Raw genomic sequence first — 20,756 nt, 5'->3', positions numbered from 1 at the left:
CATCAAACAGCAATAGTCATGGCAACTATCACGGCACTGAATAAACTGGTCATTGTCGGCGTCGGCTTGATCGGCGGGTCATTTGCGCTAGCGCTGCGTAAAGCGGGTTTGGTCAAGCACATTACCGGCGTCGGGCGCAGCCAGGCCAATATGCAGCGTGCCATTGAATTGGGCGTGATCGATGAAATTGCCACTGACATCGCCTCCGCGTTGAACGGCGCCGATCTGGTGTTTCTGGCTATGCCGGTCGGGCAGACTGCCAGCACCCTAGAGAAAATCGCGCCGCATCTGCACGCCAACACCCTTGTCACCGACGCGGGCAGCACCAAACAAGACGTCATCGCCGCAGCCCGCCACCATCTTTCCATGCAGAACCGGCACCACTTCGTTCCCGGCCACCCGATCGCCGGTGCCGAGCACAGCGGCGTGCAAGCGGCGCAAGCGGATTTGTATGCCCACAAACATGTGATCCTGACGCCATTGCCGGAAACCAGTATGGCAGCTGTCGAACGCGTGCAACAATTATGGCAAGCCTGCCATGCCCAAGTCTCGCTGATGCCCCCGGACGAACACGACCGCGTACTCGCCGCCACCAGCCACCTGCCGCATATTCTGGCGTTTACCCTGATGAATCACCTCAACCACAGCACCGATGATCCGGAAAGCTTACTGCGCTTCGCTGGCAGCGGTTTCCGCGACTTCACCCGCATCGCCAGCAGCTCCCCGGAAATGTGGCGCGACATTTGTTTGGCCAATCGTGAGGCGTTGCTTACGCAGATTGAGGCGTATCAGACCGAGTTGAACAGCTTGCGAGAATTATTGAAGAAGAATGATGCTGACGCACTGGAACAGGCTTTTTCGCAGGCAAGAGATATACGGGAAGGTTGGTTAAAGAAAAAAACTAAAGATTAAAATACATACAAATTCTTTCAATACACAGAAGCTAGCACATGAATCTCTGGGAGATTATTCTCATTTCATTTAGCAGTAACACAATCCTCCTAGGCGTATTAGGTTGGCTTGCTCGATCATTACTTGGTCAGCTCGTTGCAAAAGACCTGGAGCGCTTCAAGTCAGAGCTAACCAATACATCAATTGTCACTGCTGAGAAACTGAAACATGAACTTCATCTTATTGCTCAAGAACAGCAAGTCTTAGTCTCTAAGCTTCATGAAAAGCGCGCGCAAGTTATAGCAGAAGTCTATGGTTTACTCGTCGAAGCTCAATGGGCTGCGCAAGACTTTGTATCACCAATGGAATTGGTAGGAGAACCGAGTAAAAGAGAAAAGTATATTACCGCAATGAACAAAGCTGCAGAGTTCTACCGATGCTTTGACAAAAACCGAATCTATCTTCCTTCCAGCTTATGTGAAAAGCTCGATGCTTTTATTAAAGCAATGCGAACTAAAGTAATAGATTTTGGAGTGTACATTCGTCTAGATGAATCCAAAATGTCAGAACGGACTCTTGAGAAAAAGTATGAAGCTTGGGACAATGCTTCAGAATATTTCAACACTGAAGTCCCAAAAGCACGTACCGCCCTAGAATTAGAGCTCCGAATTATCATTGGTGTGAATCAAAAAGGGAACAATGAAGCATGTTAAATGAACTATGCAAGCAAATACACCTCCACTGTTAACTACTATCACTCCAAGTTGAATGTTTGGAATTGACTAGAATTCCTATGCTATTGATTATATTTCAATGATCAGCGAACAAAAAACTAAACTTCAACCTGTTCTCATCTATTGTCCGCCAGATTTAGCAGGCTGCTTACCCGCCGCCCGCAAATCGACAATCTTATTCAGCAACTGAAACCAGAATGGTGCACCGAGGGATCCGGCGAAAGTTGTGATCAGGATGCCCATAATTTTGACGATCCATCCCATTAAATCTAATTCCTTACATATCCAAACTTCCTTTCCGTTTTTCATTTCTTTCCAGCCAATCGGCAAATTTAATCCTCGGATTTGCTCGACTAGGGCACCGGCAGCCTTCGCAGATTGCTCAATTCCTTTGATTTCCGGTGCGTTTGAGATAGCAGTATCTACTTTTGTTTGATCGTTAGATTGTGCTGCTGATTGATCACCCTCGGCTATTGGCGGCTGCTGTTCCGATGACTGTCGCGGCATCAAACCAACAATATCCGTCGAAGAAGCCGCTTCAACCAACGCTTGCCTGAGTGCGATATCGGTCCACAAGGTCTGAGAAATTTTGATGGAATCGATGTTCAGGGCGATACATACGATCAGCGCAACGATAAAAATGACAGCCTGCGTTTTCTGCTTGTACCAGCCGCCCACACGATCCATCGCATCGTTGTACCAGCCTTCTAAGTTCTTGCGCGCTTTTTCAACATCGTCTCCGGCTTCATGCAATAACAGGATGATCGACTTGCCCGCTTCAGTTTTCGCAAACAAGCCTTGCTTCTCGATGGTCTCGATTAACGCTTTGTTGTCAGACGGCAGCTTACCGGTGTTGCCGGTCATGATGTCCATCAATGCCAAGGTAAAATTCTTCGGCGGGATATACGACGGTTTCTGCCCTGGTTTTGAAAGCCCGTTGATCAACGGATGCTTGTAGAGATCGTCCGCCAGTTTATTTCCCTCGCCCGATTGCAGCAGATTTCCCAATCCCGCCTCAAGATTCTTCGAACGCATGCGAAAAACTTGCGCGAGCATCTCGTTGACCGCGGAACACAACAAACTGACTAAAACAAACAGAAACACCATGCCCAAAGCAATATCCAGAATTGAAGAATTCAGCATTTTTCCTCCCGCAATTGATAGTCGTCACACGTCATCGATCAGTTTAGCGCACGGAACCGGAGATGGGTTGCTTCGTTTGACAGCTTTCCGGGTTTTCAGTATATTCTGGATTGAAGCGGGGTTATTATTTTTCTATTTCAACAGAAAAATGAAATACGAACAAAGGGTTAATGTTTCATCAATAAAAATTAATAACACGCATACCCACCTAAAAAAACCCTACACCGGAACAAGTATCCAGTCGGCAAATCGGTTGCTGATTAGTAAGGATTAGTAAGTTCAGTCAAATTAGAAACGTAGTAACAAAATCCACCCATAAGGGGGATTTCCGTACCAGCATCACCGCATCTGATCGTTTCAAGTCATCTTTGATGATAAGCGTAAGTTGAATAATTAAGCGCATCACTGAGTGTATCTCATCAGTTATGGCTTTATTAATAGGTGGTTACTATGACTGCAAATGCCTCGTTCAAATTGACCGGCCACTCGGGCGCTTTGGTTGAGCATCACCTTGATGCCGCTTTGCCGCGTGTCGGCGCAGCCATTAGCAATTTAAAAGGCATTTATCAATTCCACCACATCAACGTAGGCCTGGGCACGCTGGGTTTCCTGGCAGTCAAACGTAACGCTCCGGATGGAGAATCGCTGGTGCTGGTATCCAACCAGCATGTTCTGTTCGCCAACGATGCGGAACACGACGAAATTATTTTTCAGCCCGATTACGAAGAACAAGATGATCATGTCATTTTCGACGCGCCGCACTTAAATGCCATTGCCAAAATCGACGGCGAAGGGTTGTGCGGACATTTCTCCTTTGCTTATCCGGGAGAACCGGAAAAACCCCATTACATCGATTGCGCAACAGCCAGCCTGCTGCTGAAGCAAAGCAAAAACCCGCAGCGGATTCAAGGAAGAACCCGCCACTTCGCAAAGATCGGCCGAGTGCATCCGCTGGATACGCTGAGAGGACGGGAACTCAAAGTACGCTTGTTAGGCCGCCCTGATTCAACGTGGGGAAAAATCATTGACAGCGCAGCCACGGTCGAGACTATCCATGGCGAACTGTGCCGCAACACGTTGATCATCGAAGCGTTACCCGATCGCCACGGCGTTAGACAGCCGTTCTCACGTAAAGGCGATTCCGGCGCTTTACTCGTCGACCAATACCAGCGCGCGGTAGGATTGCTCTGGGGCCATCACATGCACAATCCCTATATTTCTTATGCGTGCCACATTCATCCGGTACTCAGTTGTTTGCGGATTACGCCTTGGTACTTCGATTTTTGCGCGCCCCGGTCTATCAATAAGGACTAACGCTATGCCACAGAAAAAATGCATTGTATTCGCACACTGCTGGCCGACTGGATGGAGGTAATGTAATGGATCAAAAAGAACTGGCTGCATTACACGCGGAAGCCGAAGTCGAATTGAAAAAAATTCCCGGCGTGATCGGTGTCGAATTCGGTCTGAAAGAAATCGGCGGTAAAACCACGAACCAGATTTCGTTTCGTGTATTCGTCAAAGAAAAACGCAAACCGGAAGACTTGAATCCCGCCGAGATCATCCCGAAGGAATACAAAGGCATTCCAACCGATGTTCTTGTAGTGCCGGATATCACACCTGTACATTGCCAGGATATGGATCATCACTCACCACTGATTGGTGGCATTTCCATTTCAGGCTTTAGAACCGACTCAAATAATCTGTACGACAATGGAACTCTGGGTTTTTTTGCCACTTTGAACGGTGTCAGCGGACCGGAAAATGTAGTATTAGTGTCGAACAATCATGTATTGACCTTTGGTGGAGCGACTGTAAGTGATACCGTATATCAACCAAAATTTGTTGAACAAAATGGCCAGGTGGCCATAGTACTTGACCAAGAGCAGCGGCACCCGATCGGCAAAATTAATAATGCTGGCAAAGAGGGCATCCACTCATACGCTTATCCCAGCGAAGCTGCCGTAGATTTTTTTGTAGACGCTGCTACCGCAAAACTCGATATTTGTATCTCAAGCTGGTGCAACACCAATTGCGGGGTTTCGTATAAGAACGAAATCCGTGGCTTGAACATCGGCGGTAACAGCAAACTGGAAGACGTGGATCGTGTTAAGCAAACTGATCTTGGCGTCAGCGATTATGTCGTCTATAAAGTTGGCCGAAGAACCAGCAAAACAAAAGGTAAAGTCATTGGTATCGGCGATCCTACCGGTACAAAAGGATGGCACATCACAATTGAAGCGACTGAAGCCGACTGTGATGGCATTATTCGCTTTGTCGAACATGGCGATTCCGGTTCGGCCCTGGTAAATGCGCAAAATAAGCTGGTTGGCATAGTCTTCGCTAAATCCGGCAGTAATCCGGCAATTGCCTATGCTTGTCATATTCATCCAGTCATCGATTTACTCAGTATCACCCCCATCACCACCGCCAACCCGCCAGTCGGTCCCGCCGGGCAAACATTAAACGATGTCGAAGGTATATTCACCGGCATCAACCACACCACCGAAGTACGCGAGCGTTTTCTGAACACGCGCAAAGGCGCTGAGATTTACCAGCGGATTCTCGATCATCGCCAGGAAGTCGTCGCGCTCGTCAATCACCGTCGGCCTGTCACCGTGGCTTGGCATCGCAGCAAAGGCCCCGCATTCCTGGCGCACTTCGTCAACAATGCGCGCGATCCCGCGCATCTGATTCCGTTTGAAGTGGAAGGCATCACGCGTGACCAGATGATCCGGCGTATGGCCGAGGTGCTCACGCAGCATGGCAGCGAGTCTTTGCAGCAAGTCATTCAGCGTTACTTTGGCGAAGTAATGGGGTTCATCAACAGTTTTGACAATCTGCACGAATTTGTTAAGCAGTTTGAGAATGCATCCGGCTCCAATGAATTCAGCGATCACACCGCACGCATGGAGGAAACCATTGATGTCAAATGAAGTGGATACCTTACAGCGTGTTTTGCTGCAAATCTCCAACGTATTGGAGCCGCTGGAGCGTGAGCTGAATAGTACGCGCGCGGTGCAAACATTCGCCGAACTCGGCATTACGCTCAACAGCGGACAGGTATCGTCGCTGGCTTCACCGATGCAAGCGCTGGTTGCCAGCAGCAAAACCGTGTTGCAAAAAGCCGGGGATCTGACGGAAGCCATCGAAGCGGAAAATATCGAGCAAATTGTCACCATCAGCGTAAAACTGATCAGCCAAGTCATCACCGCGATCCAGAAAATCGACCAGTTGCAGACCGCCTTGCAGGGAATCGGCGGTATTCCGGCCAGCGTATCCAGTCATTTTGCCGAACGGCTGTTCAACTACTTGCTCGTCCGCGCACTGGATGCCGCCAACGGCGTCAACGAGTTTCTCGAGTTGCTGGGCATACTTGAGCGGCAGCGTAACAATGTCGGCTCCACCGACCCGGGCAACCCGGAATTCACCATCTCCACTTTTCATTTCAACGAACTGGGCAAATGGCTGGAATCGCCGGTGACCGCCTTGCAATCACATTACAACTGGGGCGGCAACAGCCTCGACGCGGCGAATTTGTTGCAGCGGCTCGAACGCTTGCTGCTGCATCTCAAAGCACCGGTCTTCTATGACGACACCGCACCCACGCCGATTCTCGAGGCAGTCATTTTTCAACTGCGGCCGCGCACCGACCTCAATCCCAATGGCTTGAGCCTGTCGGTCCGGCAGAATCTTAGTCCCGGTAAAATCGAATTTGCCGCCGACGATTTAAAAGTCATCCTGGATTTGCAAGCCACATTGCCGTTCGGCGCTGAGTTAGTCATCCAGCCGCCCGCCAAATTCACTTTTCATACCTCCGCAGCAGATACGGTTTCCGGTTCATTGAACCTCAGCGTCAACGCCGACCGCACGCAAGCGGCAACACCGTATCTATTGATTGGCGATCCGGACGGCAGCCGATTGGAAGTCGGTAAATTCGGCGTCAACTTCGGCGGCCGGATTCAAGGCAACGGCGGACAGTCGGCCGCCGATTTTACCGTCGGCGGTGAAATCGGCGCTGGCAAACTATCGATCTCGTTTGCCGATGGCGACGGTTTTATCACCGACATTTTGAGCGGTGTCCAGCTCAATTCCGATTTCGGCGTGGCGTTCGGTTACAACAGCAAGGACGGTCTGTTTTTTACCGGCAGCAGCGCACTGGAAATCCAATTGCCGCTGCACTTGAATCTCGGCCCTGTGGAAGTCAGCGCATTAACCTTTTCCGTCGGTATCGAAAACAATAAATTCCCCACCGCCATTTCAACGGATATCAAAGCCGCGCTGGGCCCGCTCGCCGCTGTCGTGGAAAACATCGGCTTGGCGATCGATTTCGCCTTGGTCGATAACCGCAGCGGCAATGCCGGACCGGTCGACATCAGCTTGGGCTTCAAACCGCCGAATGGTGTCGGATTGTCGCTCGATGTCGGTATCGTCAAAGGCGGCGGTTATCTCTACTTTGACTTCGACAAGGAAGAATACGCCGGTGCATTGGAATTGATGTTCAGCGGCATCGTCACCGTCAAAGCGATCGGCCTGATCACGACGCGCATGCCTGATGGTTCCGAAGGTTTCTCGTTGTTGATCATTCTCAGCGCCGAATTCGGCACGCCGTTCCAATTGGGTTTCGGTTTTACGCTGAACGCCGTCGGCGGATTGCTCGGTCTGAACCGTACCATGGAACTGGAAGTGATCGCCGCCGGAGTGCGCACCGGATCGATCAACAGCATCATGTTCCCGGACAATATCATCGAAAATGCGCCACGCATCATCAGCGATCTGCGTCAATTCTTCCCACCCGCGCAGGATGTGTTTCTGATCGGCCCGATGGCTAAGCTGGGTTGGGGAACACCGACATTGGTCAGCGCATCGCTCGGCATCATCGTCGAAATACCGCCGGGCAATATTGCCATTCTCGGCGTGCTGAAGGTCGCGCTGCCCGATGAGGACGCAGCGTTGATCATCATTCAGGTCAGTTTCATCGGCGCGTTGGAAGTGGATAAACAGCGATTGTGGTTTTATGCCAGTCTGTACGATTCGCGGGTGATTTTTCTGACCATCGACGGCGATATGGGGTTACTGATCGCTTGGGGTAACGATGCCAATTTTGTCATCAGTGTGGGCGGCTTTCATCCCTCCTTCAAGCCGCCTCCACTGCCTTTTCCTAATCCCAACCGGATTGCGATCAATATCCTGAATGAATCCTTCGCGCGCATCCGCGTGGAAGGTTATTTCGCCGTCACCTCCAACACCGTGCAATTCGGCGCCAAGGCGGAAGTTTATTTCGGCCTCAGTGCGTTCAATATTTCCGGCCATGTCGGCTTCGACGCGCTGTTCCAGTTTTCGCCGTTTTATTTCATCATCACCATTTCCGCATCGTTCGACGTCAAAGTGTTCGGCGTCGGTTTGTTCGGTGTGCACATGCGGGGCGAGCTGGAAGGCACATCGCCGTGGCACATCGAAGGCGAAGGCTCCATCTCCCTGCTATTCTGGGATATCGACGTACCCTTCAGCCACACCTGGGGCGAGGACGAAAACACCACGCTGCCGTCCATCGATATCATGCCGCTGATCACGGCGGAATTCGACAAACTGGATAATTGGACGGCCGAATTACCGGCATCCAGTCAATTGCTGGTATCACTACGCGTCATCGAAAGCACGAGCGATTTGATTTTGCATCCAGTCGGCGTGTTGCGCGTCAACCAGCGCGCCATCCCGCTCGATCTCGATCTCGATAAAGTCGGCAATCAGAAACCGAAAGACGCCAAACGGCTGACCGTCGAAGTGATCGACACCGGCTTGGCCAAGGTGGCGGATACCAAGGAATCGTTCGCCACCGCACAGTATAAAAACTTGAGCGATGCCAATAAATTGAACGCGCCCTCCTACGAAAAACAAAACGCCGGTATCGAACTGTCGGTGAGCAACCAGCAACTAAAATCGTCCGCGGCGGTTAAGCGTGTGGTGCGTTACGAGCAAAGTATCATCGATAACAATTTTGTTTCATTGCTGATCCGTTTTGTCGCCATCGGCGCCGAATTCTTCAATCACTTTTTAGGCCGCAACGCCGCGTCGAAATCAGCACTTTCGGCAAATTACAAGGCGCAAAAAGCACCAGTCGAGCAGAAAGTCATCGTAAAAGAAACCGGTTACGTGGTGGCTTCGACCATAAATAACAGTCCGCATAGCAAAGACGCTTATTTTGCCACGCACGCGCAAGCGCAAGACTTCCTGCGTAAGCAAGTCAATCAATCGCCCACGCTGCAAGACAATCTGCATGTCATCCCGAGCACGGAAGCAACACCTTTGCAGGAGGCGGCATAATGGCGATCGGCACGTATACCTTTCTACCGTGGCTGCGGCAAGGCGTCGCCAATAATATCCAATCAGCGGATCTGGATGCTTCGGTCAAAACACGCACCAGTGTCGCCGTCAGTCTGAATATCAAAGGCAGCGGCGGCGAAGGCGGCGATGTAGCCGCTCCGGTCAATAAGAACGTTGCCCTGTACGGCCCCGGCGATATCGTCGGTATTGAGTCGAGAGCGATTATCAAAACCGAACCGCTCAACTGGATCACCAACTTCGAACCGAATTACCTTTGCCACATCGAGTTTTACGATGAAGATTTTCCCTGGCGTTACACCCCCGCCGCACCGGCGGGATCGCGGTTGCGGCCTTGGGTCACGTTGATCGTACTCACCGAAGCCGAGTTTGCCGAAGGCGGCAATATTTCCGGCAAGCCGCTGCCCTTCATCGATATCAAAGCCAATCCGCTCACAACGGTATTCCCCAAAGCCGAGGAACTGTGGGCGTGGGCGCATGTGCACGTCAACAAAAATATCGCCGGTAACCAGGATGCGCCGCAAGCGCCGGACATCAACACTGCACTGTCGCAATTGCAAACTGTGCTGGCGCAAAATGCCGACGAAGCCTATTCGCGCATCGTCTGCCCCCGTAAATTGACGCCGAACGAACGCTACCACGCGTTTCTGATTCCGACCTTTGAAACCGGCCGTTTGGCCGGACTGGGAATGAATCCCGACGACGCGCCGCATGCAACGTTCTCCGCATGGGGCGAAGGCCGTCCGGCACCGGCGCAGTTTCCATTTTATTACCGTTGGTTTTTCCGCACCGGCTCGCAAGGCGACTTTGAGTATTTGGTGCGCCTGCTCGAGCCAAAACCGGCGGATAGCCGCGTCGGCCGTCGCGATATGGATGTACAAAATCCCGGTTCCAATATCAGCGGCATTCAGAATCCGGATCTCGAAGGCGTACTGAAACTCGGCGGCGCGCTGCTTGCACCACTCAGCAGCGAGGCCGAACAGGAAATCGCCAAGTGGGAAAATTGGGATCAGCCGTATCCGCATGTCTTCCAGCAGGAATTGGCAGCTTTTCTGAATCTCTCCGATGATTACGCCCGGCTTGCCGCCGATGCGGCTCACCAGAACACTGATCTGCCCACGGAAATCCAGACCGATCCCGATCCGTTAATCACTCCGCCGATTTACGGCCGCTGGCACGCGCTCAGAAACCGCGTACTGAAAGAAGCCGATGGCAGCGATGCACCGAACAATGATAACTGGTTGCACGAACTCAACCTCGATCCACGCTGGCGCAGCGCCGCCGGTTTCGGTACCGATGTCATCATCGCCAATCAGGAGGAATACATGGATGCGGCGTGGGATCAGGTCGGCGACGTGCTCGAAGCCAACCGCCAAATCCGTCTGGCACAACTGGCTAAAATTACCGCCAATAGCTGGTATCAGAAACAAGTGCTGCCGTTGCAACAAATCAGCCACGATAAAATTCTGCTTATGACAGCACCAGTGCAGAAACGCGTCATTAGCCAAGGCATCACGGTTTCTCATCGAATCAAACAAAGTCCGGTCACATCCGCGCTGACCTCCGCGCCGCTACGGCGCATGCTGCGACCGAATGGCCGCTTGCAAAAGCTATCCACTTTCGATGAAAGTATTCACCCGAACAATTTAATCACGCGCGTCAACGATGGCATCGTTACCGCTGCGCCGCCGCACGTGATTCCCGCTACGTTGCCGTCGCTGGATAATCTTTCGCAAGATGCGCAGCCGAAGAACGTGCCATCCTGGCTGCTGGATTTGCTGAAACGCTATCCGTTCATTCCTTACCTTTTACTGGCATTGATTCTGCTGCTGGTCGTCGTGCTGGCGATCACCGGTGTCAGCACCGGAGTCTGGGCTGTGGCGGCGGCAGTGAGCGCGGGATTATTGTGGGCTTACCGTACCGCGCAGCGTTTAATTACACAAATGAATCAGGCCGATTCGGTATCCGAAACCGCGCAAACACCGGCTGCGGTCGACGCGATGCCGCCCAGCAGTAACTTTGTGCTGACGCCGGAACTGAATCCTTTAGCGCTGGATCCGGCCAATCCGCCGCAACCCGCTAGCGCCGGTGGAACCGACAGCATTCAATCGAGCCGCTTTAAAACAGCGCTGAAAGACTCTTACACAGTGCTGCAAAACGGCCTGCAAGCCGGTGTCATTCCGGCAACCGTACCGGTCAATATGGCTCAGTTGGCAACGGATACGCTGGTTAAACTGAATCCGGCGGTGACGATTCCAAAATGGACACTGGGCAACATCCTGCTACCGGCGCATATCCTCGAATTGATCGGCGAGAAATTTGTTGAGGCAATGGCGTACCCGGAATTCGATGTCCCCATGTACAAACCACTGGTCGACAAATCCACCGAGTTGTTTGTGCCAAACCTGAATTTCATCGCACAAAATACCATCACGTTATTGAAGACCAACCAGCCATTCATCGAGTCGTACATGGTCGGCCTCAATCACGAATTCGCGCGCGAGTTGTTGTGGCGCGAATATCCGACTGATCAGCGCGGTTCCTACTTCCGTCAGTTCTGGGATGTCAGCGGTTTCTTGAGTCCGACCGAGGACAGCAAACAACGCCGCGAGGAATTGAAAGACATTCCGCCGATCCACCGCTGGTCACGATTCTCCAAACTTGGCGAGCACGATCACCGTGAGCAAGGTTTGGAAAACGAAGAGGAATTGGTACTGGTGATTCGCGGCGAATTGCTGAAAAAATACCCCAATGCGGTGATTTATGCGCAAAAAGCCAAATGGCAGCCGATCAGCAAGACCAATCCGGCACCGAACAAAAAAACCGAACGGGTATTCGACGACAGCGTGCCGATCAAAACACCGCTGTACGAAGCCCAAGTCAAACCGGATATTTACTTTTTTGGCTTCGATTTAACCGAAGAGGAAGCGCGCGGCAATCCTGAAGTTGACAACGAGCCGGGCTGGTTCTTCGTGATCAAGGAACGGCCGGGCGAACCACGCTTCGGCTTGGATATCGATCGCGAAGGCCCGATCCAGGTTTGGAACGATCTCGCCTGGACCGATGTCGCGCCCGGTATCAGTGACGGCGAATTTATCGACATCGCCGCCGCACCCGCGCGCAGCCTGCCAAACACACAGCCGGGCGGCACCGCACAGGAAAAAGCGGAGCAGTGGAAAGAGGATCATTTGCTGAGCTGGACCAATAATATCAATTCGGCGGAACTGGCTTATATCCTGTTCCAAGCGCCGGTGCTCGTCGGCGTGCATGCTGCCGAAATGCTGCCGCGCGATTAAGCATGGTTACATAAGTACAAAATCTCAACCGACAGAAATGGCTTATGACTCAATTTAAAGACACGCAAGAGCAGATCGATCAAGCACGGCGTCAGCACCGGCAAAGCCGGTTGAATTGGTCTGCCGCCAACGAGAAGCTGCAAAAAACCGAGCGCTTGATCGCAGCATTGCGCCGTCGCTCCGACGGTGCAGCCAAGGAACAATTGCAGACTTTGCTGCGCGAGCAAGAAGCATTGCGGGCTGATACTGCCAAGCTGCAAGCCGAACTTGAGCGCAACCGGCAAGTATTGATCGACCGGGAATCGCTGTTCGAGACTTTTTCCGATCCGACCCAAAATATCGGTCAATTGAACGATATCCATCCGATCCTGCTGTTTCCGATGCGCATCGAGACGCGCTTCAAAAAAGTCACCGGCCCCGGCGGGCGCGATGTCAGTACCGATCAACTATGGGTGCGCATCTACCCGGATGACATCAGCGTCGATACTTTTGAAGAAATTCCATCCGAAGTTGAAATCAGCAACACCCGCGTGTATTGGACCAATATCTGGAAAGCGGGCGGTGCCGATAGCGAAAAACGCGCGGCGTGGCAAGCGCTGGTGAAAAGCCACGGCACGGGCCGGGGGTATTGGTTGAGTCAATTATTCAAGCCGCTGAATCTGACTGAAGAACCGGTCAAAGCGGATGGTGATTATATTTTGGTGATCGTTTCGGAACAGCCGCTGCCCGCCGCGGAGAAACCATTCGTACAACAATACTGGCAGGCTGTTTTCAACGCCAATAACGATGCCACGGCGTTGGATGCGGCGTATACCAAACTCAAAAACGATCTCGGCGAAACACGCGCGCGGGAAATCATTGCGTCGTACCAGCCGCAGAATCTGAACGTCAAACCCGCACAATCGCAAATTATCACCAAGGTGCGCGTCGAATTCCTGGAGTTACCCGTCGTCGATGGAGTCGATACGCAGCTACAGGCTTGGACCAATCCGGCACGCGTGGCGCTGTTGCCGGAACGGTTCGTGGTGATGGGTTTCAATGGTAAAGAACAAACACTGCTGCACATCGGCCATCCGGTGCCTTCGGAGCTGATCGTAGGCCCCAACCCCAACGCACCGCAGGATCAGCAATTACGTCTCGAAGACGACGAACTGATCGTACCGGACGAAATGAAATGGATCACTGATTTTGACGAAGCGGTCGCCAAAGGCATGGGCTTCAAGATTAATCTGAACGATATCCAGGCGCGGCGCGGTTTCGACCGGTTGTTCGTGCTCGGTGTGCGGCTCAGCGCCGATGTCGATAAAAGCCGTGAGCAATTGCAGCAGTTGATTCAGCATCATCAGCGCAGCCGCAAAGGATTCAGTTTCCTGATGCAAGGCGCGCCGACCAACAACGTCGAAGATCAGGAAAGCGGTTATACCTGGTTCAGCGACGCCGATGCCAGTTACGATCACTATTTCAATCAATACGCCAGCGACGACGACCCTGCCGATTGGCGCACGCGCAAAGATGGCCGTTGGCTGGCGCAGAGCTTGGGTATCGACGCAGCGATCCTGAAGCTATCACCGCAGTATTACGCTAACGATCAGATGGAAGCCCGGGCGATGAACGAAGCGCTGTGGCCGGCAACGCTCGGTTATTTCATGGAACAGATGATGGAGCCGGTGTTCAGCGACGGCACCATCACCAGCACGCGCAACTATTTCAACCGTTATGTGCTGGGCCGCGGCACGCTGCCCGCGATCCGCATCGGCAAACAACCATACGGTATCTTGCCAACCGCACCATTCTCACGCATGGCGTGGATTAATCGCAAATTGTTCAACGACGACCGGTTGGAGCCGCACATCTCCGGCTCATTCCTGTTCCTAACCCGGCTCTACAGCCTTATCAAGAAGGCCGATGAGCGCTGGACTTCACTGCTGCCGCAGGTATCGTACGTCGGCAAGCCGCAAACCGATCCGCAACAAGCCTTGCTCGACATCGTCGGTCTGCACCCCGCATCGGTCGAGTTTTATCAACGCTACGCGGAAAGTGCCGAGCAGCCCTACAACCGCTATAAAACTTCCGGTATCAATGGCGCGATTTACGCCACGATTGCCTCGCTGTTTTATACCCAAAGCGGCCTTGCGCTGCTGGCGCAATTGGGTTATTCAGCGCAGGACAACAGCAAAATTCCCGACATTCTGAACAAATTTTTCACGCTCGCCGCCAACCTGCTGAAAGGCCCGCTGATCGACGATCGAACGCTGTCCGAATTCAACCCGGTGCGCGCTTATCGCCCCGACGGCACGAATTACCTGCAGTGGCTGACTGCGGCAGCGCGCGATTCGCACAACACCTTGCGCCTGCAACAAGGATTTATCGACGATAAACCGCCGGTTGCCTTGCTCTATTTGATGCTGCATCATGCACTCGATTTATCGTACCTCGATACCAGTCTGCGCCTGCACCTGGAAGCGAATGTGCTGAACCAACAGCAATTCTCATTGGCGAAACGCGAACCGAAGTTCATGCATATTCAGGAAGTTGAAGACGACAAAGGCAGTCCGTGGCAGTACCTGTACAAAGCGGAACCGGCGATCACCAGTCAGCCGAATTTGCAAATCGCCGACTTCATTCCGCAAATCCTGACGCTACGCAACCCTTACCTGAATACCCAAATCAACGCGCTGGAACGTTTGCAGCACACACCGACGGCACGGCTGGAGCGGATTTTCGCCGAACACATCGATTGCTGCAGCTACCGTCTCGATGCTTGGTGGTTAGGGCTGCTGAACGTGCAACTGGACATCATGCAGCAAATTGCCGGGCAAGCGCAGCCGGAGTCCGGCACGACACTGGATCATGGTAACGCTGCCAACTCGCATGGTTGCTACTTGGGCGCTTACGGCTGGCTGGAAGATGTCCGGCCGGAAAACAAAAATCTGACGCCGGTCAAACTGACCAAGGAGCTCAATAAAATTTTCAACAAGCCCGGTCAAGCGCCGTTGACCGCGGACGATAAGAATTTTGGTTATATCCACGCTCCGTCTTTAAATCATGCCGTCACCGCTGCCGTATTGCGCAACGGTTATCTGGCCAACGCCACACCCAGTAATCCCGATAGTCTGGCGATTAATCTCACTTCCGAACGCGTGCGGCTGGCGATGAACGTCATCGACGGCATGCGCAACGGCCAGAGCCTCTCGGCGCTGCTGGGTTATTACCTGGAGCGCGGTTTGCACGACGCCGGTGATTTATTTCTCGATAGCATCATTTTCGATCTGCGTAAGCAATTTCCACTCGCGGGCGACCGGTTATCGACTACCGCAACTCCTAGCAACACACCGATCAGCGCCGTGGAGGCGCGCAACGTCGTCGACGGGCTGGCGCTGATCGAGCATGTACAAGCACAAACCGGCGCAAAGCGGAATTATCCGTTCGGTATTGCGCAACTTCCGGCGATCACCGAGCAGAACAAACTGGATGCCATTAACCGCGAAGTTCAACACATCATGAATATCAACGATGCAGTTGCCGATCTGGCGATGGCGGAAGGCGTCTATCAAGTGGTGCGCGGCAATTACGAACGCGCCGCCGGGACACTGGATGCCTTCAGCAAGGGACATTTCCCGCCGGTACCGGAAGTAGTGCAAACACCACGCAGCGGTGTCACGCTGACGCATCGGGTCGGTTTGCACTTGCGCGCCGGATTGAACCCCGCCGATCCCGCCAACAGCACGCCACGCGCCATAGGCGAACCGGCCATCAATCAATGGTTGACGCAGCTGCTGCCGCCCATGAGCGATATTTTCTGTACCATCGGCTATTACAATCAAGGCAACGCGCAACAGGAGCAACAAACGATCAGTGCGCAAGATTTGGGCTTGCTGGCAATCGACCTGATGTACATGCTATCCAGCGATCAGCAGCAAATGACTGCGCTCGACGACCGTATCCTGACCCAGGCTTATGCGATTCCCGGCGTGCGGGTCGATAGCGATATCAAAATCCAATACCGCGGCAAACAAGCCGGAAAATATTCGTTCTTTGAAGTGATGCCGATGTTGCACGATCTCAAGGCATTGATCACGCAATCGCGCCCGCTTAAAACCACCGACGTCAAACTGCCGAACGAAGCATCGCAGCAAGAAGATAGCGTCGCAGCGATCCGTGCGGAAAAAGTCACCGCGGTGCGCGATTTGCTGCTGCCGCAACAAACGGCCCTGAACGCGTTGAAAGCACAAATCGATACCTGGTTGAACGATCCCGACCCGGCTGTCGCGGAAAGCAATGCCCTCACTCATCTGGATGAAATGATCAGCGCTTATCTGCCGCTTGCGCTGGCGGTCAATCGATTCGGTTTGAGCGGTGCGGCAACCGGTTTTGTGTACGATTGGCGGCGAACCCAATTCCTGGCGTTGCTGGAAAAACTGCAAGGCATCGTCACGCGCTGGCAAGCGGCGCTGCTGGAATTCGAACAGCGCATCACCGATTTTGCCACGCTCGATCCAGCGACACCGGTCGAAGACAAAATGCAGTATCTGATGCAAGCGGCGTTATTGATCGTTACCAAATCGATCCCGATCCCGGCATCGAACGATCCCAACGATTTGCTCACCACGCTGAACACCACGCATAAACCGAATTTTCAGAGCAGCCTGAACAATCTTGAAAATCTGCTGGCAAGCGCCAGCCAGGTTGGCGCGTTGTATGCATCGCTACAAGCCAAGGAAAGCGATATTGCATTGCACGACACGCAAACATTGGATATTACCGGCAACAAAGCGGCTCTCGTTAGCTTTGCACAAACTTTGCAAGCCAAAGTGACGGGCTTGGCGGCGGATATCGACAAACGCCTGGCGGCGGCAAACAGCCTGATCACCGGCGACGCTTCAGCCACTGTCGAGCAACGTATCGACGAACTGACACAAGCGATCCGGCAGTTGACGCATGACGATTTCGTCATTCTGCCCGAGTTTAATCTGGCCGCCGCGCACGGCAGCGAGTGGCAACAAGGCTACGACAATCGTGCACAGTTGCTGAGTTATCAAAAAAATGACTTGAGTGTGGATTTTCCCGAGGATAACTGGTTATACGGCGTTGCACGGGTGCGGGAAAAATTACAGCGCTGGGAAAGCGTAACGCAGTTTGGCGAAGCATTGAACAATGTCAGTTTAAGTCTGACGCCGTTGCAGTTTCCTTATCACACCGGCAATCACTGGCTGGCATTGCAATACCCCGATACCCAGCCCGGCACCGGCGAGCCGTTTGTGATCGACAGCGATAAATTGCTGTACACCGCGCATTACGTCGATACTTTTGCACAGAACGCTGCGATTTGCGGGTTATTGCTCGACGAGTGGACCGAAGTGATTCCCACCACCCAGGAAACCACCGGATTGACGTTTCACTACGACCGCCCTAACTGTGAGGCGCCACAGTCGTTGTTGCTGGCGCTACCGGCCAACTTCACCGGTCACTGGCAGTGGCAGGATTTGGTCGATACCCTGCACGAAACCTTGGATATGGCCAGCAAACGCGCCGTTGAACCGGCGCATTGGAACGAAACCGAGTACGCGCGCTTCCTGCCCGCCGTGGTGTCTTCGGTGACTCGCTATCCGATTATGATGGCGCTCGATCTAGCATTCAATAACGCGGTGCAATTCAAATCCAACGCAGAGAGTTAATCATGAACGATTTTATTGCGATAAAAAATATCCAGGAAGTCATTGATCGCAAAGTCTTGTTACCTACGGTGGTGCTATGGAACCGCCTGGAAGGACGGCCGCGCACCAAAAACTTTATTCGCGCATTGCGCGCTGAAATCCGCGATCCGCTGTGGATGCTATGCAAACAGTGGCAAACCGGAGAATTCAAAGGCGACGATGCCGGATCGCCGATCTTCGCCAAGGTACATATGGCCACCACCGAGCTGACCAAATATCAACCGGGGGATGCCGCCGCGCAGGATTTCGACCGATCGGCGCCGCTGGAGGCGATCGTCGAACAACGGCCGCTGCCCTACAACGGGCAACAGCACATTCTGTCGCTGGATATCCGTTTGCTGATGGGGCGGCAATGGCTCAAGTATTTGCAATCGGCCGGTTTATCCGCATTGAAACCGCAATACCTGCAACATCCAAGCTATCGCATTGCCGAACCCGATCCTGCCAGCCGCAGCGATGCTTTCCTGACCGCGCATCCGGCAGTGTGGCAAAGTCTCTCGGCCATGGCAGGGCGCGCCATGGATGGTGCCAATCTGTATTTTTATCTGAAAGCCGACAACTCGCATCACGCTTACGACGGCATCACCTTGGCCAACGACGGCGATAAAACGACCATCGACGGCTTGGCCGGAAAATTCGTACAATGGTACGAGCAGTTGTTCTATCAGCCGGATCAAGGTCAAAACGATGCTTGGCTGCCGCAGCAACTGGAATATCAGTTTGCGGTGTCGGCACCGCAACATGGTGCGGAAAAAATCATGACCGCCGAGGAGTATTACCAAGGCCGGTTGGATTGGTACAACCTGGATGTTGATCCGGCCCGGAAAAGCTTAGGTGGCGACAGTGGCAATCCGGTGGAAGGAGCCACCACGCTATCGTTCTTCCCAACCGCGATTCAGTTCGAGGGCATGCCGAATACGCGCTGGTGGACGTTTGAAGAAGGTAAAACCAATTTTGGCGACATCAAACCCGATACCACCGACATCAACAAATTGCTGCTGATGGAATTTGGCTTGGTGTATGCCAACGATTGGTTTCTGGTTCCTTTCCAGTTGCCGGTCGGCAGTATCGCCGATGTGCAAGGGCTCGCAGTGACCAATGTGTTCGGTGAAAGAATCTGGGTCACAGCTTCCGGATCGGGCAGCGATGAAAACTGGCAACGCTGGGCGATGTACAACCTGTCGGTCAAAGGCAGCAATGACGTGCGCGCCGATACCTCGCTGTTGCTATTGCCAACCGTGCCTAAGATTCAGGAAGGAAAGCCGCTCGAAGAATTGTGGTTCGTGCGCGATGAAGTTGCCAACATGGTGTGGGGGATCGAAAAAAATATCCCATTGGCAACCGGTCGCAGCAAACCGGGCAATGAGGCAGGACGCGAGCTCTTCAGCCGCCTGGAAAGTATTCTGGATGGCGAAATCGAGGGTGGATTGGTTGTTCCGGACATTCCGGAAGCAAGCGCCGCCATCCGTTATCAACTGATGCAAGGCGTACCGGAAAATTGGATTCCGATGATTCCCGTGCATCTGGACAACAACAACCGAGAAATTCAATTGCAGCGCGCGTCAATGCCGCGCATCATCCTGGGCGATCCCAATCCGCCGGAAAAAATCAAACCGCGCACGGTATTATTGCGTCAAGGACTCGATCAGCAAACGCCGCAACCTTATTTTCTCCACGAAGAGGAAGTACCTCGGGCCGGGATTCAAGTCACGCAAGCGTATCAGCGCACGCGCTGGAATAACGGTCAGGTCTTTTGCTGGCTCGGCGTGAAAAAACAAACCAGCCGTGGCGAAGGCAGCAGCGGTTTGGCTTTTGATCGCGTCAAACCGGTTAATCAGCGCTTGCGGCACGCACTGCGCGGTCGATGAGCAGATAATTACTTTTATCTGCCGGAACCCGCCTCCGTAACAACCTTTCCCCCAGCTCGCGTTGTATACGCTCGACGGCAATGCGCGGAGTCGGGCCTATCTATAGTCATGGCAAATCCTTGGTTGACCGCAAGTCTCGCTGGCAAGCTGAAAAAATTACTGTCATCAGTATATAATTTCCCCTTTCATTTTTTCTTCGCTCAAACAAAATGCAGGAACCTGAACCACCGGTTATACAACCATTCACTTTTGTTTTCAGTTGGCGGCGTTTTCTCGTGCACAGTGCAATCATGAGTATCTGCATACTGCTGGGCTTGATGACGTGGTATTTTGGTAAACCGCCTAGCATCCGTTTTTATGAAACAAAATCCGAAGATACCCTGGTCACTACGATAGCACCCGGTATCAACATGGCACTCGATACGCGCAGTTCCGTCGCGGTAAAAGAAAGTCAGCCGCTACAAGTCGAGCTATTTAAGGGAAATGTTTATTTCGATATCAAAAAGGATACTATCAATCAACTTGAAGTCAAAGTTGGCAATGCCATCATCAAGGATTTCGGCACTCGCTTCAGCATCGAGATGCATAAAGATGGCATCAGTAATATCGCAGTCGCGGACGGACACATTAAGATCCAGGTCGCTTCAGGAACTTATCAGATCAACGCGCTTGAACAAGCTGATTTTGATGACACCAGTATCAGTAAACACCGGTTAATCACAGAACGCGACATTGCGCCTTGGCGCTCCCTGCCGCAGTAAAAATTAG

Annotated in this window: 10 protein-coding genes; 9 read left to right on the top strand and 1 reads right to left on the bottom strand. The window is 52.7% G+C overall.

Features of this window, described 5'->3' with window-relative positions; translation table 11 throughout:
• The first annotated feature begins 18 nt into the window (after positions 1 to 18).
• A complete protein-coding gene (locus BLU57_RS10170) occupies positions 19 to 912 on the top strand; it encodes a prephenate dehydrogenase (protein ID WP_176776416.1) in 894 nt (297 codons plus the stop codon).
• A gap of 38 nt (positions 913 to 950) precedes the next feature.
• Entirely contained in the window at positions 951 to 1,604 is a 654-nt protein-coding gene (locus BLU57_RS10165; RefSeq protein ID WP_090320139.1) for a hypothetical protein, read from the top strand.
• A 141-nt stretch (positions 1,605 to 1,745) separates the two neighbouring features.
• Here the strand turns inward: BLU57_RS10165 and BLU57_RS10160 are convergent, their stop codons facing one another.
• Positions 1,746 to 2,768: a hypothetical protein gene (locus BLU57_RS10160; RefSeq protein ID WP_090320136.1), complete on the bottom strand. Its 1,023-nt coding sequence runs from the start codon at positions 2,766 to 2,768 to the stop codon at positions 1,746 to 1,748.
• Between the two features lie 450 nt (positions 2,769 to 3,218).
• On the opposite strand from BLU57_RS10160, the gene BLU57_RS10155 reads away from it, so the two are divergent.
• From BLU57_RS10155 to BLU57_RS10125, 7 genes are all read left to right on the top strand, one after another.
• A complete protein-coding gene (locus tag BLU57_RS10155) occupies positions 3,219 to 4,082 on the top strand; it encodes a hypothetical protein (RefSeq protein ID WP_090320133.1) in 864 nt (287 codons plus the stop codon).
• Positions 4,083 to 4,147: 65 nt separating this feature from the next.
• Complete coding sequence (locus tag BLU57_RS10150) at positions 4,148 to 5,704, top strand: hypothetical protein (RefSeq protein WP_090320130.1); 1,557 nt, start codon at positions 4,148 to 4,150, stop codon at positions 5,702 to 5,704.
• Positions 5,694 to 9,092, top strand: coding sequence for a DUF6603 domain-containing protein (locus tag BLU57_RS10145; protein WP_090320127.1), 3,399 nt, complete (start codon positions 5,694 to 5,696; stop codon positions 9,090 to 9,092). The genes BLU57_RS10150 and BLU57_RS10145 overlap by 11 nt, the downstream gene beginning before the upstream one ends.
• Positions 9,092 to 12,406: a hypothetical protein gene (locus BLU57_RS10140; RefSeq protein WP_090320123.1), complete on the top strand. Its 3,315-nt coding sequence runs from the start codon at positions 9,092 to 9,094 to the stop codon at positions 12,404 to 12,406. The genes BLU57_RS10145 and BLU57_RS10140 overlap by 1 nt, the downstream gene beginning before the upstream one ends.
• Positions 12,407 to 12,450: 44 nt before the next feature.
• Positions 12,451 to 18,081 carry a coiled-coil domain-containing protein gene (locus BLU57_RS10135; RefSeq protein WP_090320120.1) on the top strand — a complete coding sequence of 1,877 codons (5,631 nt, stop codon included), beginning with the start codon at positions 12,451 to 12,453 and terminating at the stop codon, positions 18,079 to 18,081.
• A 2-nt stretch (positions 18,082 to 18,083) separates the two neighbouring features.
• The gene (locus tag BLU57_RS10130; RefSeq protein WP_090320117.1) at positions 18,084 to 19,988 is read left to right on the top strand and encodes a hypothetical protein; all 1,905 of its coding nucleotides are present in this window, start codon (positions 18,084 to 18,086) and stop codon (positions 19,986 to 19,988) included.
• A 290-nt stretch (positions 19,989 to 20,278) separates the two neighbouring features.
• The gene (locus BLU57_RS10125; protein ID WP_256206147.1) at positions 20,279 to 20,749 is read left to right on the top strand and encodes a FecR domain-containing protein; all 471 of its coding nucleotides are present in this window, start codon (positions 20,279 to 20,281) and stop codon (positions 20,747 to 20,749) included.
• The last annotated feature ends 7 nt before the right edge of the window (positions 20,750 to 20,756 follow it).

Origin of the sequence: Nitrosomonas oligotropha (assembly GCF_900106555.1) — a bacterium.
GTDB lineage: Bacteria > Pseudomonadota > Gammaproteobacteria > Burkholderiales > Nitrosomonadaceae > Nitrosomonas > Nitrosomonas oligotropha_A.
Note: the sequence above shows the minus strand (reverse complement) of the source record. Positions and strands in the feature narration are given on the sequence as shown.

Excerpts from the sequence above, each read along its gene's own strand:
- BLU57_RS10170 (WP_176776416.1), top strand. The coding sequence starts at position 19 with ATGGCAACTATCACGGCACTGAATAAACTGGTCATTGTCGGCGTCGGC.
- BLU57_RS10165 (WP_090320139.1), top strand. The coding sequence starts at position 951 with ATGAATCTCTGGGAGATTATTCTCATTTCATTTAGCAGTAACACAATC.
- BLU57_RS10160 (WP_090320136.1), bottom strand. The coding sequence starts at position 2,768 with ATGCTGAATTCTTCAATTCTGGATATTGCTTTGGGCATGGTGTTTCTG.
- BLU57_RS10155 (WP_090320133.1), top strand. The coding sequence starts at position 3,219 with ATGACTGCAAATGCCTCGTTCAAATTGACCGGCCACTCGGGCGCTTTG.
- BLU57_RS10150 (WP_090320130.1), top strand. The coding sequence starts at position 4,148 with ATGGATCAAAAAGAACTGGCTGCATTACACGCGGAAGCCGAAGTCGAA.
- BLU57_RS10145 (WP_090320127.1), top strand. The coding sequence starts at position 5,694 with ATGTCAAATGAAGTGGATACCTTACAGCGTGTTTTGCTGCAAATCTCC.
- BLU57_RS10140 (WP_090320123.1), top strand. The coding sequence starts at position 9,092 with ATGGCGATCGGCACGTATACCTTTCTACCGTGGCTGCGGCAAGGCGTC.
- BLU57_RS10135 (WP_090320120.1), top strand. The coding sequence starts at position 12,451 with ATGACTCAATTTAAAGACACGCAAGAGCAGATCGATCAAGCACGGCGT.
- BLU57_RS10130 (WP_090320117.1), top strand. The coding sequence starts at position 18,084 with ATGAACGATTTTATTGCGATAAAAAATATCCAGGAAGTCATTGATCGC.
- BLU57_RS10125 (WP_256206147.1), top strand. The coding sequence starts at position 20,279 with ATGAGTATCTGCATACTGCTGGGCTTGATGACGTGGTATTTTGGTAAA.